The 12,690-nt window shown below is 71.6% G+C and carries 13 protein-coding genes and 1 tRNA gene; 8 read left to right on the top strand and 6 right to left on the bottom strand.

Going from position 1 to position 12,690, the window contains the following annotated elements; genetic code table 11:
- The first annotated feature begins 101 nt into the window (after positions 1–101).
- Positions 102–578, top strand: coding sequence for a hypothetical protein (locus KO717_RS05330; protein WP_301364700.1), 477 nt, complete (start codon positions 102–104; stop codon positions 576–578).
- A gap of 115 nt (positions 579–693) precedes the next feature.
- Here KO717_RS05330 and KO717_RS05325 read toward each other — a convergent pair whose 3' ends face one another.
- Both KO717_RS05325 and KO717_RS05320 read right to left on the bottom strand, forming a co-directional pair.
- Positions 694–882: a hypothetical protein gene (locus KO717_RS05325; protein ID WP_301364699.1), complete on the bottom strand. Its 189-nt coding sequence runs from the start codon at positions 880–882 to the stop codon at positions 694–696.
- Between the two features lie 78 nt (positions 883–960).
- Entirely contained in the window at positions 961–1,431 is a 471-nt protein-coding gene (locus KO717_RS05320; RefSeq protein WP_301364698.1) for a universal stress protein, read from the bottom strand.
- 189 nt (positions 1,432–1,620) lie between these two features.
- On the opposite strand from KO717_RS05320, the gene KO717_RS05315 reads away from it, so the two are divergent.
- Together KO717_RS05315 and KO717_RS05310 are read left to right on the top strand one after the other, a co-directional pair.
- Complete coding sequence (locus KO717_RS05315) at positions 1,621–1,986, top strand: hypothetical protein (protein ID WP_301364697.1); 366 nt, start codon at positions 1,621–1,623, stop codon at positions 1,984–1,986.
- Positions 1,987–2,184: 198 nt separating this feature from the next.
- Entirely contained in the window at positions 2,185–2,334 is a 150-nt protein-coding gene (locus KO717_RS05310) for a hypothetical protein (protein ID WP_301364696.1), read from the top strand.
- 2 nt (positions 2,335–2,336) lie between these two features.
- On the opposite strand, the gene KO717_RS05305 is transcribed toward KO717_RS05310, so the two are convergent.
- Positions 2,337–2,705: a VOC family protein gene (locus tag KO717_RS05305; protein WP_301364695.1), complete on the bottom strand. Its 369-nt coding sequence runs from the start codon at positions 2,703–2,705 to the stop codon at positions 2,337–2,339.
- A 12-nt stretch (positions 2,706–2,717) separates the two neighbouring features.
- Positions 2,718–3,008: a hypothetical protein gene (locus tag KO717_RS05300; protein WP_301364694.1), complete on the bottom strand. Its 291-nt coding sequence runs from the start codon at positions 3,006–3,008 to the stop codon at positions 2,718–2,720.
- Positions 3,009–3,230: 222 nt separating this feature from the next.
- Here KO717_RS05300 and KO717_RS37300 point away from each other — a divergent pair, with 222 nt between their 5' ends.
- Positions 3,231–4,022, top strand: coding sequence for a VOC family protein (locus KO717_RS37300; protein WP_367401504.1), 792 nt, complete (start codon positions 3,231–3,233; stop codon positions 4,020–4,022).
- 7 nt (positions 4,023–4,029) lie between these two features.
- Here the strand turns inward: KO717_RS37300 and KO717_RS05290 are convergent, their stop codons facing one another.
- Together KO717_RS05290 and KO717_RS05285 are read right to left on the bottom strand one after the other, a co-directional pair.
- Positions 4,030–5,901, bottom strand: coding sequence for a hypothetical protein (locus KO717_RS05290; protein ID WP_301364693.1), 1,872 nt, complete (start codon positions 5,899–5,901; stop codon positions 4,030–4,032).
- A tRNA-Cys gene (locus KO717_RS05285) sits at positions 5,901–5,976 on the bottom strand. The genes KO717_RS05290 and KO717_RS05285 overlap by 1 nt, the downstream gene beginning before the upstream one ends.
- A 394-nt stretch (positions 5,977–6,370) precedes the next feature.
- Here KO717_RS05285 and KO717_RS05280 point away from each other — a divergent pair.
- The 4 genes from KO717_RS05280 (at position 6,371) to KO717_RS05265 (ending at position 12,690) form a co-directional block, all read left to right on the top strand.
- A complete protein-coding gene (locus tag KO717_RS05280) occupies positions 6,371–7,705 on the top strand; it encodes an ABC transporter substrate-binding protein (RefSeq protein WP_301364692.1) in 1,335 nt (444 codons plus the stop codon).
- Between the two features lie 113 nt (positions 7,706–7,818).
- Positions 7,819–8,712 carry a carbohydrate ABC transporter permease gene (locus KO717_RS05275; RefSeq protein ID WP_301364691.1) on the top strand — a complete coding sequence of 298 codons (894 nt, stop codon included), beginning with the start codon at positions 7,819–7,821 and terminating at the stop codon, positions 8,710–8,712.
- Positions 8,709–9,587 (top strand): carbohydrate ABC transporter permease, encoded by an 879-nt coding sequence (locus KO717_RS05270; RefSeq protein WP_301364690.1) that lies wholly within the window; start codon positions 8,709–8,711, stop codon positions 9,585–9,587. Before KO717_RS05275 ends, KO717_RS05270 begins: the two co-directional genes overlap by 4 nt.
- Positions 9,588–9,666: 79 nt before the next feature.
- The gene (locus KO717_RS05265; RefSeq protein ID WP_301364689.1) at positions 9,667–12,690 is read left to right on the top strand and encodes an alpha-mannosidase; all 3,024 of its coding nucleotides are present in this window, start codon (positions 9,667–9,669) and stop codon (positions 12,688–12,690) included.

The raw sequence follows: 12,690 nt of genomic DNA, 5'->3' as shown, positions 1-12,690 counted from the left end.
GAGTTGGCTCCGCGTACGCGAAGACCCCGTGCGTCTCACGTATTTGTGCGAGGTCAGGGATTCGAGGGTCGCGTGCACCCGGCCGTGGATACCGTCGGACCATGGAGTGGGTCACCCTGATCAGCACCATGGTCGGCGCTGCGATCGCCACAGGTTCCGCCGTGCTGCTCGACAGGCGCCGATGGCAGCGCGAGCGTCTGGACCGTGAAACGCAGACGCGGCGCAACCTGTACGGGGAATACCTGGCATGCCTCTCCGAGGCCCGTCACACCGCTGGCAACGTGGCCCGGGATCCGGACATGTTGTTTCCCGAACGACGCGCCACCGCCCGAGCAGCGTTCGGACCGTGCATCGGGTTGCGGTACCAGATGACCATCACGGCACCTACCCGGGTGGTAGATGCCTCCGAAGATGCGTTCCGCCGGCTGCGTGACCTCCGCGACCTCGTGATGGAGGGTGTATCGGTCACCGAGCCGGCCTACCTGGCGGGGCGCCGCAGCTACGACGATGCCCTCGCCGCACTGCGCCTCCGCATGCGAGAAGACCTCCGCAGCGGTGGAGGCGGCTCTGCGCTCTGAGCCTGGGAACCGCAGGGCGGGTTCAGTCCTGAAAACCGTCGTGGCGCGAGTCACCGGCACTGCCGACACCCTCGGTTGCCCCCCCCCGCGACGGGTATGCAGGGGCCACCATGACTCAGCGCTTCTGTGCCCTGTACCGCTGGAGAAGAGCGGTGATCTTCACATGGTCGGCAGCGCCGTTCAGCTCGACCAGGAGATCGTCGGGGCAGAGCTCGTAGTGGTCGCCCCACCATCGCCGGCCCTTGTTGTCCCAGATGCGGTAACCCCCGGGTACGCCCCTGGCCACGTACCGCCTCCTGCTCACGCTGCTCCCCCTCCTGTCGCGATGGCCCCCGGCACGGTACATCGCCGGTGGCAACGAGCAGCCGGAGGGCGGCGGCCGTCAGTCGTTCTCGTCCGCGCCCTCGCGGACGATCACGACCGTGCCGGCGGAGTACTGGACGACCTGCTGGCTCACCGACCCCAGCAGCGCGCCCTTGAAGCCCCCGTACCCGCGGGTGCCGACCACCGTCAGGTCCGCCTCCTTCGAGGCGTCGACCAGGACCTGCGCCGGAGAGCCCTGCTCGACGCGCCGGAACACCGGTACGCCGGGCGAGGCGCCGACGGCCGCGGCGACCGTGTCCGCCAGCTTCCGGCGGGCGGCCTCCTCGGCCGTCACCGCCTCCGCGTCTGCGGTCTCGGAGGCCATCGGTTTGATGGCGAACGGATTGCGGTTCCACTCCCAGGCCATGACGGCGTGCACCCGGCCGCCCGTCATCGCGGCCTGCGCGACCGCCCAGCGCAGCGCTTCCTTGGAATGGTTCGATCCGTCCACGCCGACGACGATCAGCGGCTCGATGGTGGGCTCGCTCACGGGGGTTCCTCTCGCTTCGTCCGGATGGTCGATCTCCTCCCTGTATACACGCAGCGGTGGGTCCGACCTCGAACGACGATCGTTGCGGGGACCGACGACTTTCGAGGACAGCCCGCGGCGCCCGCCCCTTGCGAGGGTGTGAGTGTCCAGGCGATCGCCGCCGGACACGAACGGCATGGAGGAACGGGCGTGGCTCAGCGCAAGGGTTGTCTGATCGGCTGCGGGGTGGCGCTGGTACTCGGCGTGGGCCTCCTCATGGCACTGGTCTTCGGCATGGGGAAGGTCTTCGAGATGGCCGACAAGACCCTGGTCGACCCCGCGGTCTACGAGGCGGTGAAGACCGGGGACGCGGAGAGCGAGGTCCGCGGCAAGCTCCCGTCCGGCGAAAGCTTCGTCAAGAGCGCCCTCAAGGAGGGTGGACCGGCCGAGCCCGAGGGCAGCGCCTGCTCCTGGTACCTGTCCAGCGGCGAGGCCGTGAACGGCGAAGAGACCGTGCTCCGCTTCTGCTTCAAGGACGGCAAGCTCGCGGAGAAGACCCGGTACCCCATGAAGTGACCGGACCGGCCCCCGACGCGGGCCGTCGGGCGCCGCGCGCGGGTCAGGTGCCCGTGCCGGCGCCCATCGGCGTTGCCGCGACACCCGCTTCGTTGCGGATGCCGCGAGGCGCCCGCCCCTCCCACCGGCGCAGCGCGCGCATATCGCTGTACCCGACCCGACCCGACCCGGGCCGCGACCGAGCGGAGCGGCAGATCGATGGCGCGCAGCAGCTCCATGGTGTGCTCCTGGCGCACGGCCTCCCTCTCGCCGCCGCTGGCGATGGACCTCACGCGGCTCAGCGCCACCGTCTTCGCCACCCTCGTGGACGGCACCCCCGCACGAAGACCGGCTGACGTCAGCGCCTGACGTCAGACCAGGGTCACGCAGAACGGGTGCCCGGCCGGGTCGGTGAGGACCCGCCACCTGTCACCGCCCGGCTGGTACTCCGGCCTGCCCGCACCCAGCTCCAGCAGCGCGGCCTCGGCCTCGTCGAGGTCGTCGACCGTGAAGTCGAGGTGCGACTGCTGGGGCAGGGACGGGTCGGGCCACTGCGGGGCCCGGTAGCCGTCCACCCGCTGGAATCCGAGGAACAGTCCGTCCTCGCGGGTGAGTCCGGCGAAGTCGCCGTCCGACCTGGGGTGCGGCTCGAACCCGGTGGCCCTTGCGTAGAAGGCGGCCAGCGCCTGGGGATCGGCGCAGTCGAGGGTGATGGCGGTGAGTCTCATCAGAGGCGGCACGGCTACAACCCCTCACTTTCCCTTGAGCAGTTGGTCGACCCTGGGCACGGACAGGCCTATCAGTTCCGACACTTCCCGCAGGGTGCGCCCCTGGCGCAGCTCACCCACGGCGGCGGTGCGGATGTCCTTGACCGCCTTCGCCACGTGGGGCAGCAGCTGATCGGTGAACAGCCGTGCGGCCCGTTCCCGCGCGACGGGAGTCTCGATGCCGGCCAGGCGCGCCCGGACCGCGGTCAGGTACTCGACGGTCAAGATGCGCAGGTCATCGTGCACGTGCTGGTCGGCAGGGATGGTGTCGGTCATGGGGACAGCGTACGCAGACGTGGTAGGAATTTAAGATGACCTTCCCTGTCAGCGCGTGTCGCGCCGGGCGGGAGGAGGCCCAAGTGGGCGCCCAGGGACAGATGTTCGGGATGCCGCGCATCATCGCGGCGGTCAAGTGCCCCAGGTGGTCCCTCCGTTGCGAGGAGCGGGTCGAGGAGGACGACCGCCGGCCCGCAGTCATCACACACCAGGAGCGCCAGCATGATCCTCGAACTCGCCGTGATCTACACGACCCGGCTCGACGCCTGCCGCGACTTCTACCGGGGCATCGGCCTCGACCTCGTGGAGGAGCGGCACGGAAACGGGCCGGAGCACTACGCGGCGACGCTCGCCGACGGCGGCGTCCTGGAGCTCTACCCCGCCACGGGCCGCCCGGAGACCGGTTATCTGCGCCTCGGCCTCGCCGCCCCGCCGAACGGCGCCGGGTTCCTGCCGCCGGGCCGGCACACGCTGACCGACCCGGACGGCCGTACGGTCGTCCTCACCGTCGGGGAGCGGGGACGCTCGGGCCGGGTCCCGCCGGAGCCGCACACCGGCGGGCGGACCCGGCCGGCCGGCGCCGCCACCCGCACGCCGGACGGCGGCCCCGTACCTCCCGAAGGCCGCACGGGAGTCACGTACGCGGAGATAGCCGAGCACTACGGCATGAGCGCCCGCTACCTGTCGGAGAATCCCCGCTGGGGGCGGCACCCGGGGTGGCCGGCCGCCATCGGCAAGCGCGGCAGGACCATCGAGTTCGACCCGGAGGCCATCGCCCGGTTCTTCGGCGAGCACCACACCCGGGAAGCCACCGCGCTCGAACCGTCCCGCCGTTACACCGTCGTCGAGATCGCCGAGGCGTCCGGCCTGCAGCCCGACAGCATCCGGTCGGACATCAGCCGCGGCCGGTGGCCCGCCCCGGACGAGATGGACGGCGACCGGAAGCTGTGGCGGGGCGAGACGGTCGCCGCGCACCTGGCCGGCCGCCGCATCTATCGCAACAAGCCCAAGTGACGCCTCCTTACGGGACGGCGGCGGCGAGGCGCAGGCCGGCGAGGGGCAGAGCGATCCGCGCGGCGGTGCGTGCCGGGAGCCGGGCGGCCCGCGCGTCGATCCAGGTGAGTACGCGGGCCTGCTCCTCCGCGTCGCACAGCGCGAGGTGGAACAGCAGCTGCCGCCAGGCGCACGCGGTGCTCTTCGCGGTGGCCGCGGAACCGGTCGCGGCGGCGAACGCGCCCCGGGCCGCGCCGTCCCAGCCGCCCTGCGGGGCGATGCCCGCGTGCACGACCAGGGTGGCGAGGCTGGAGGTGGTGAGGATCCGGGCCTGCTCGATGACCGCCGGGTCGCTCACCAGCGGCCGGCCCGGGCGGCCGGCCCGCTCGGCGCACAACCGGGCGAAGCCCTGCCGGTCCTGGGCGTCCGCCAGCTCCTGCACCGCCGCGTAGTCGATGCCGTGGCAGCGCTCGTACACCGTGCCGCGCAGCAGCCCGGCGGCGTCCCGCGCGGCCGCGAGGACGGCGGGGGTGGCCATCCCGCTGTGCGCGTCGGCCAGCGGCTCCGCGGCGAACGGCACGGGCAGCTCCGCGAGCTGTGCGAGCCCGGACAGCGCCCGCACGGGCAGGTTGGGCAGCCCGGCGCCCGGGAAGGCCCGTACGCAGGCCTCACCGAGCATCCGCAGGGTCGAACGGGCCTGCTCCACCGGGTCGGAGGCCCAGGGGGCGACCGCGCGGATCCAGGGCAGCCCGGTGATCCGGGCATGGTGCTCCGGGGACCACCACAACGGATACCGGCGACCGCTCCGGGCCCGGTAGGTCGCCGCGATCAGCGTGCGCAGCGACGCGTCGGCGTATCCCCGGGCGGTGTGCGTGGCGATCAGCTGCTCCGCCACCTCGCCCAGTACCTCCGCGGAGGGGATCAGGCCGTCCTCCAGCAGCGTGTCCAGGGGCGCGCTGCGCGCCGCGGTGACCGCGGCCCGTACCGAAGCCGGGATGGTGGTTCCGGCGGGCAGCCCGGACGTCCCGGCCTCCTCGGGGGTCAGCGGGCCGATCAGCGGTCCGACGTCCTCCAGCCCCCGGCTCACATCGAACGGGGCCAGCCGGCGCAGTACGAGCGCGGCCAGGTCGTGGTGCGCGGGCCGGTCCGCCTGCCGGGCCTGGGCCCGCCGCAGCCGGGTGTGTTTGGCGGAGCCGGGCCGGCCGCGCTTGGCGACCATCGAGGCGACGGCATGGTGCAGCATTCCGGCGAGGCGGGGCGACAGTTCGCGCCCGGCGACCCTCTCCTCCAGTGCGCGGCGCAGGATGGCCGGATTGGACTTGGGGTCGAGGTGCCTGGTGCAGCGGGTGTGCGTGGCAGCGAGTTGCCGGTACCGCGCGAGCAGTGCGGCGCCGTCGTCGGTGTCCTCGGTGACGCCCGCTCCGGCGCCCTCCCCGGCCCCCTTCCCGGCGTCCGCGCCGGCGCGCAGCCAGTGGTCGAGCAGCTCGTCCTCGAAGGGCCGCCAAACGGTCAGCGCCTCGTGCTGCGCCTCGATGCCGGGACGGGGCGCGCGGCGCGCGAGCGTTCCGGTGACCTCGCCGACGGTGCGCACGTGCACGGCGTCCGCGCCCGGAACGGGCCGGTCCGCGGGGTGCGGCGCGAACCGCACCTCGCCCGCGAAGGGCCGTATCTCCTCGACGAGGGCGGCCGCCGCGCCGGTCTCCCCGGCGCGCACCAGCCACGCGACGCAGAGCAGCGCGGCCTCCTCTGGCGCGCGCACCTCGTAGCGCCCGCTGTCGAGCAGCGACCAGAGCCCGGCGAGGCCCTCGTCGGTGAGGCAGTGGTCGAAGAGTCCGGCGGTGGAGAGCCCCGGGGCGGGGAGTCCGGAGGCCGGGAGCTGGGTTCCGGTGTTCCTGTCCATGGCCGGCGTGGCAGGTCCTGCCCCTGCGCCCTCCGACTCTGCAGGTCGGTGCTCTGGCTGCTGAGCTACACGCCGTTCGGGGCGAAATCTAGACGGGGGTCCGTCGCTCGCACAACCCGGCTCCGTGCGCGTCGCCGGGGGCACCGGCTAAAGCGGTTTCGCGGCGTGCGGGTAAAGCGCATTAGTGGAGACCTGTCATGAACCATCGATAAGAAGTCAAACTTTGACCCACCAGTAGCTTCGTCATCGAATCGACACCATCCCCAACCGCCTTTGTACTAAAGCGCATCAGTCCAGGTAGGAGCCGTGGTGAGGGAGGCCCCCGTTCCGTGTTCCGGCCGCTCGTGCCATTCCGCACCAATGCGTCACCGGCCAGCCCTCCTCCTGCCTCATTGACGAGGTCTTGCTTTCGGACGACCGTGGGCACCGCCTCCGGCGACGAGGCCGGACTTCTGCAAAGGCGGCGACGATGACCCGTTCGAACCCGACCCGTATCGCTGTTGCCCTGCTCGCGACGGGAACCCTCCTCTCGACCGCCGCGTGCGGCCTCGACGGCGGAGCCGCCGACGCGAAGGAGGCGCAGCGGACGGGCAGGGTGGCCGGCTCGATCACCTTCCGGACCCTCCAGCTGAAGCCCACTTTCACGGCCTACGTACAGGGGGTCATCGACGCCTTCGAGCAGCGCTACCCCGAGGTCGAGGTCACCTGGGAGGACGTCCCCGGCGACGGCTACAACGAGAAACTCGTCGCGGACGCCCAGGCCGGAGCCCTCCCCGACGTGGTCAACCTCTCCACCGACTCCTTCCAGCTCCTCGGCGACCGGGGGATGCTCGCCGACGTGGCCGCCCTGGACGGCGCGTCGGCCAAGGAGTACGTGCCGGGCGCCTGGGAGCAGTTCAAACTGCCCGGCAAGGGCGACAGCGTGTACGCGTACCCCTGGTACGTGACCCCGGAGATCCTCACCTACAACAGAGAGCTCTTCGAGAAGGCCGGCCTGGACCCGGCCGCGCCGCCGACCGGCGTGGAGCAGTTCTTCGACTACGCCGAGCGGATCGCCGCCTCGTCCGGTGGCCAGTACTCCGCCTTCATGGCCGACCCCAAGGGCCGGCTGCCCGGGGACTGGCAGAAGATGGGCATCCCGATCCTCAGCGAGAAGCGCGACCGCTTCACCTTCGACACGGACCAGGCCGTCCGGTGGGTGGAGCGGATGAAGGACCTGTACGCCAAGGGCGCCATGCCCAAGGAGTCCCTCCTCAAGTCCGACGACATCAACCAGCTCTACGGCAGCGGCAAGCTCGTCTTCGGGCCGGGATCCCCGGGCTTCGTCAAGGACATCAAGCAGAACGCCCCGCAGATCTACGCCAAGACCCAGGTCGCCGGAGCCGTCACCGGCGAGCTCGGCCACATCGGCATCTACGCCCAGTCGCTCGGCATCAGGAAGGACACCAAGCACGTCGACGCGGCGGCCGAGTTCGCCAAGTGGGTCACCAACGGCCCCAACCAGGTGGAATTCTCCAGGAAGGCCACCATCTACCCGTCCAACGCCCAGGGCCTCGCCGACCCGTTCTTCTCCGACAAGGGTGACGGCAAGGACGCGGAGACCCTCGCCCGCGCGGTCGGCGCCGACCAGCTGAGGACCGCCGCGCTCGACGCCAACACCCCTGTCCAGTGGACCAACCAGGTCGGCGACGCCGTCGTACGGGAGATGCAGAAGGCCATCAAGGGCGAACAGGACCCCCGGACAGCCGTGCAGAAGGCGCAGGAAGCGGCGAACAAGCTCCTCGCCGCCGCGGCCGAGAAGTGACCGGCGCCGCCGCCGGCGAGCTGCGGGACGGTGGTACGGCACACGAACGGCGTCGCGGTACGGCACACGAACGGCGTCGCGGAGCGGCGCGCAGGCGGCGCGCCCTGCGGGCCATGGAGACCGAGACCGGACTGCCCCACCGCAGGTGGTGGACCCCCTACCTGTTCCTCGCACCCGGCCTGGCGATGGTGACGCTGTTCAGCCTCTGGCCGTTCGTCAACACCGTCGTCCTCTCCCTCACGGACGCCCAGATCCTGCGCGGCGGCAGCTTCGTCGGCCTCGACAACTACCGGCGCGCCTTCGCCGACCCCGACTTCTGGGTCGCGACCGGCAACAGCGTCCTGTACCTCGTGGTCGTCGTCCCCTGCCTGGTCCTCCTGCCGCTGGCCCTCGCGGTCCTCGTACAGGCGAAGATCCCCGGTATCGGCTTCTTCCGTTCCGCCTTCTACACCCCGGTGATCGCCTCCGCCGTCGTCGTCGGGCTGATCTGGCAGTGGGTGCTGCGCAGCGACGGGCTCGTCAACACCGTCTTCCGGCGGCTGCACCTGGTCTCCGAGCCGGTCCCCTTCCTGACGGACTCGGCGATGCTGCTGGTCTCCGCGATGATCGTGACCGTGTGGAAGGGCCTCGGCTACTACATGGTCTTCTACCTGGCGGCCCTCGGGAACGTCCCCGCCACCCTCCACGAGGCGGCTGCGATCGACGGCGCCGGCCCCGTCCGCCGCTTCTTCAGCATCACCGTGCCCCAGGTGAAGCCGATGATGCTGCTGGTCGGCACCCTCTCCGCCATCTCGGCGCTGCGCGTGTTCACCGAGATCTACATACTCGGCGGCGAGAGCGGCGGCCCCGGCGGCGGCGCCCGCACCCTGCCCTTCCTGATCCGGCAGGTCGGCCTCGGCTTCTCCGGCGAGACCGGCTACGCCTCCGCCATCTCCATCCTGCTGTTCCTCCTGACCCTGGTCTTCAGCCTGCTGGGCCGCCGCCTGTCGAAGGGGGACGAGCGATGAGCGCACCCTCCGCCGCCGGGAGCGGGCGACCGCCCCGGCGCACCGCCGCCGCCCGCAGACGCCACCGGATCGGCCTGGCCGGGCGGTACGCCACGCTCGTGTTGATGCTCGTGGTCATGCTGGGCCCGATCGTCTGGCAGTTCCTGACCTCGATACGCGGCCGCACCGAGAACGTGTACGACGGCGTGCTGCCCGCGCAGCCCACCCTCGACAACTACGTCCGGGTCGCCGAATCCTTCCCGCTGCTCCAGTACGCCGGCAACACCCTCACCGTCGCCGCCCTCGCGGTCACCTCGAACATGCTCTTCGCGGCGATGGGCGGCTACGCCCTCTCCCGGGCCGGCTGGAAGGGCCGGCAGGTCGTCTTCACCGTGCTGGTCGCGACCCTGATGTTCCCCTTCGAGTCCGTGATGATCTCGATGTTCCTCACCGTCCGCGGGATGGGCCTGGTCGACACCCTCATAGGCGTCTGGCTGCCCGGCGCGGTCTCCGTGCTCAACATCATGGTCATGCGGGCGGCCTTCCTCGCCGTGCCCCGGGAGGTCGAGGAAGCCGCGGTCCTGGACGGGGCGGGCGAATGGACCCGCTTCACCCGGGTCTTCCTCCCCGCCGCCAAGGGCGCCCTCGCCGTCGTCTGCATCACCAGTTTCATGGGCGCCTGGGACGACTTCCTCTGGCCCCTGCTGGTCCTCACGAACAGCGACCACTACACCCTCCAGCTCGGCCTGAAGACCCTGGCCGGCGCCACCACCGTCAACGACCAGCGGCTCGTCGCCGCCGGCGCGATGGCCGCGCTCCTCCCGATGATGCTGCTCTTCTTCGCCCTCCAGCGTTTCTTCTTCAAGGGCGTGGGCGAGGGAGCCGTCAAGACCTGAGCCGGCCCGCCCGCCGTCCGCACCGAGACACGTCCCTACCGATACGTCCGCACCGACCACCCTCCCTGGAGCAGCAGTCATGCATGACGACCGCAGCATCACCGAACACCGCCTCCGCCGGGTTCTCAAGGAGCGCGTCAAGCCCGCCGTCCACTCCCGCGCGGTCCCGCTGACCGTCGAGCGCTGGGAGGCCCCCGGCGAGCCCGTCGCCGTCGCCGAAGGCCTCGCGGCGGGCTACGAGCCCTGCGCGGTCGGCGACCCGTGGGGCCCGGCCTGGGGCACCACCTGGTTCAGGGTCACCGGCACGGTCCCCGAGGACTGGGCCGGCCGCACGGTGGAAGCCGTCCTCGACCTCGGCTTCGACCGGATGATGCCCGGGTTCCAGTGCGAGGGCCTGGTCCACCGGGCCGACGGCGGCGAGGTCAAGGCCCTCAACCCGTACAACGACTGGGTGCGCGTGGCCGACCGCGCCGAGGGCGGCGAGCAGGTCGAGTGGTACGTCGAGGCCGCCTCCAACCCGGTCCTGGTCGACCACGCGGCCACGTACGAGGGGGACCTGCCGACCAGCGGCGACCAGCCCCTGTACCGGCTCGCCCGGATGGAGCTCACCGTCTTCGAGACCGAGGTCTGGGAGCTGGTCCAGGACCTGGAGGTGCTCTACGACCTGATGACCCAGCTCGACACCGCGGACGCCCGCAGGCACGGGATCCTGCGGGCCCTCGGCGCGGCGCTGGACGCCCTCGACCTCGACGACGTGCCCGGCACGGCGGCCGCCGCCCGCGGGTGTCTGGCCCGGGTGCTCGCCGCCCCGGCCAACGCCTCCGCGCACCGGATCAGCGCGGTCGGCCACGCCCACATCGACTCCGCGTGGCTGTGGCCGCTGCGCGAGACGGTCCGCAAGGTCTCGCGCACGGCCTCCAACATGGTCAACCTGATGGACCAGCACCCCGAGTTCGTCTTCGCGATGTCGCAGGCGCAGCAGCTCGAATGGATCAAGACGTACCGGCCCGAGCTCTTCGAGCGGGTCAAGAAGAAGATCGCGGACGGGCAGTTCGTGCCGGTCGGCGGGATGTGGGTGGAGTCCGACACCAACATGGTCGGCGGCGAGGCCATGGCCCGCCAGTTCCTCTACGGCAAGAAGTTCTTCCTCGACGAGTTCGGCATCGAGACGCAGAACGTCTGGCTCCCCGACTCCTTCGGCTACACCGCCGCGATGCCGCAGATCGTCAAGCTCTCCGGCTCCAAGTGGTTCCTGACCCAGAAGATCTCCTGGTCCCAGACCAACAGGTTCCCGCACCACACCTTCTGGTGGGAGGGCATCGACGGCACCCGTGTCTTCACCCACTTCCCGCCCGTCGACACCTACAACTCCGACCTCGGCGGCGCCCAACTGGCCCACGCGGCCGGCAACTACCGCGAGAAGGGCCACGGTTCGCGCTCGCTCGTCCCCTTCGGCTGGGGTGACGGCGGCGGTGGCCCCACCCGCGAACACCTCGCCCGCGCCCGCCGCCAGCGGGACCTCGAAGGCTCCCCGAGGGTCCGGATCGAGCGCCCGGACGCCTTCTTCGAGAAGGCCCACGCCGAGTACGCGGACGCGCCCGTCTGGGCCGGTGAGCTCTACCTGGAGCTGCACCGCGGCACCTACACCTCCCAGGCCAAGACCAAGCAGGGCAACCGGCGCGGCGAATCCCTGCTGCGCGAGGCCGAGCTGTGGGCGGCGACGGCCGCGGTGCGGGTCGCGGGGTACGCGTACCCGTACGAGGACCTGGAGCGGATCTGGAAGACGGTGCTGCTCCACCAGTTCCACGACATCCTGCCGGGCTCGTCCATCGCCTGGGTGCACCGCGAGGCGCGCGAGACGTACGCGGCGGTCCGTGAGGAACTCCAGGGGATCACCCTCGCCGCGCAGCAGGCGCTGGCGGGCCAGGGCACGGAGGAGCTCGTCTTCAACTGCGCCCCGCACGCCCGCCGCGGCGTTCCGGCCGGCGGGGCCGGCCGCCCGGCCCGGGCGGGGGAGCCGGTCACGGTGGAGGAGCGGCACGGCGGCGGGCACATCCTGGCCAACGGCCGGCTGCTGGTGGAGATCGACCGCCGCGGCCTGATCGTCTCCGTCTACGACCTGGAGGCGCGCCGCGAGACGGTCGCCCCGGGCGCCGCGGCGAACCTGCTCCAGATCCACCCCGACTTCCCGAACATGTGGGACGCCTGGGACATCGACGCGTTCTACCGCAACCGGGTCACCGACCTCGTGGAGCTGGACCGGCTGGAGGTCACCGGGAGCGGGCCGCGGGCGGCGACCGTACGCGTGACCCGGTCCTTCGGCCGGTCGGAGGCGGTCCAGCAGATCACCCTGCGGGCCGGTGCCAAGACGGTCGACATCGTCACGGAGGTCGACTGGCACGAGACGGAGAAATTCCTCAAGGCCGCCTTCCCGCTGGACGTGAAGGCCGAACGGACCGCCTCCGAGACCCAGTTCGGGCACGTGTACCGGGCCACCCACACCAACACCTCGTGGGAGGCTGCCAAGTTCGAGATCTGCGCCCACCGCTGGATCCACGCGGAGGAGCCCGGCTGGGGGGTGGCGCTGCTCAACGACTCCACGTACGGGCACGACGTGACCCGGGACGTACGGGCGGACGGCGGCCAGACCACCACGGTCCGGCTCTCCCTGCTGCGGGCCCCGCGCTACCCCGACCCGGAGACCGACCAGGGCTCCCACACCCTGCGCTTCTCGCTCGCGCCCGGCGCCGGGATCGGGGACGCGGTCCGCGAGGGCCACGCGCTGAACCTGCCCGAGCGGGTGGTCCGCGGCGCGGGCCCGGTCGCCCCGCTGGTCGCCGTCGACGAGGACGCGGTGGTGGTCGAGGCGGTCAAGCTCGCCGAGGACCGAAGCGGTGACGTGGTCGTCCGCCTCTACGAGTCCCGCGGCGGCCGCGCCCGGGCCACCCTCACCGCGTACTTCCCCGTGGCAGCGGCGGTCGAGAGCGATCTGCTCGAACGGCCTCTGGCGGGCACGGCGGTGGGTGTCGTCACCCCGGAGGGCCGGGTCCCGCTCACCCTGCGCCCGTTCCAGATCGTGACGGTCCGCCTGCACCGCGCCTGA

The sequence above is a fragment of the Streptomyces xanthophaeus genome, from assembly GCF_030440515.1.
GTDB lineage: Bacteria > Actinomycetota > Actinomycetes > Streptomycetales > Streptomycetaceae > Streptomyces > Streptomyces kutzneri.
Note: the sequence above shows the minus strand (reverse complement) of the source record. Positions and strands in the feature narration are given on the sequence as shown.

Bases quoted from the DNA above. Each gene is read 5' to 3' on its own strand.
- KO717_RS05330 (WP_301364700.1), top strand. From the start codon at position 102: ATGGAGTGGGTCACCCTGATCAGCACCATGGTCGGCGCTGCGATCGCC.
- KO717_RS05310 (WP_301364696.1), top strand. From the start codon at position 2,185: ATGGCGCGCAGCAGCTCCATGGTGTGCTCCTGGCGCACGGCCTCCCTC.
- KO717_RS05300 (WP_301364694.1), bottom strand. From the start codon at position 3,008: ATGACCGACACCATCCCTGCCGACCAGCACGTGCACGATGACCTGCGC.
- KO717_RS37300 (WP_367401504.1), top strand. From the start codon at position 3,231: ATGATCCTCGAACTCGCCGTGATCTACACGACCCGGCTCGACGCCTGC.
- KO717_RS05290 (WP_301364693.1), bottom strand. From the start codon at position 5,901: ATGGACAGGAACACCGGAACCCAGCTCCCGGCCTCCGGACTCCCCGCC.
- KO717_RS05280 (WP_301364692.1), top strand. From the start codon at position 6,371: ATGACCCGTTCGAACCCGACCCGTATCGCTGTTGCCCTGCTCGCGACG.
- KO717_RS05275 (WP_301364691.1), top strand. From the start codon at position 7,819: ATGGAGACCGAGACCGGACTGCCCCACCGCAGGTGGTGGACCCCCTAC.
- KO717_RS05270 (WP_301364690.1), top strand. From the start codon at position 8,709: ATGAGCGCACCCTCCGCCGCCGGGAGCGGGCGACCGCCCCGGCGCACC.
- KO717_RS05265 (WP_301364689.1), top strand. From the start codon at position 9,667: ATGCATGACGACCGCAGCATCACCGAACACCGCCTCCGCCGGGTTCTC.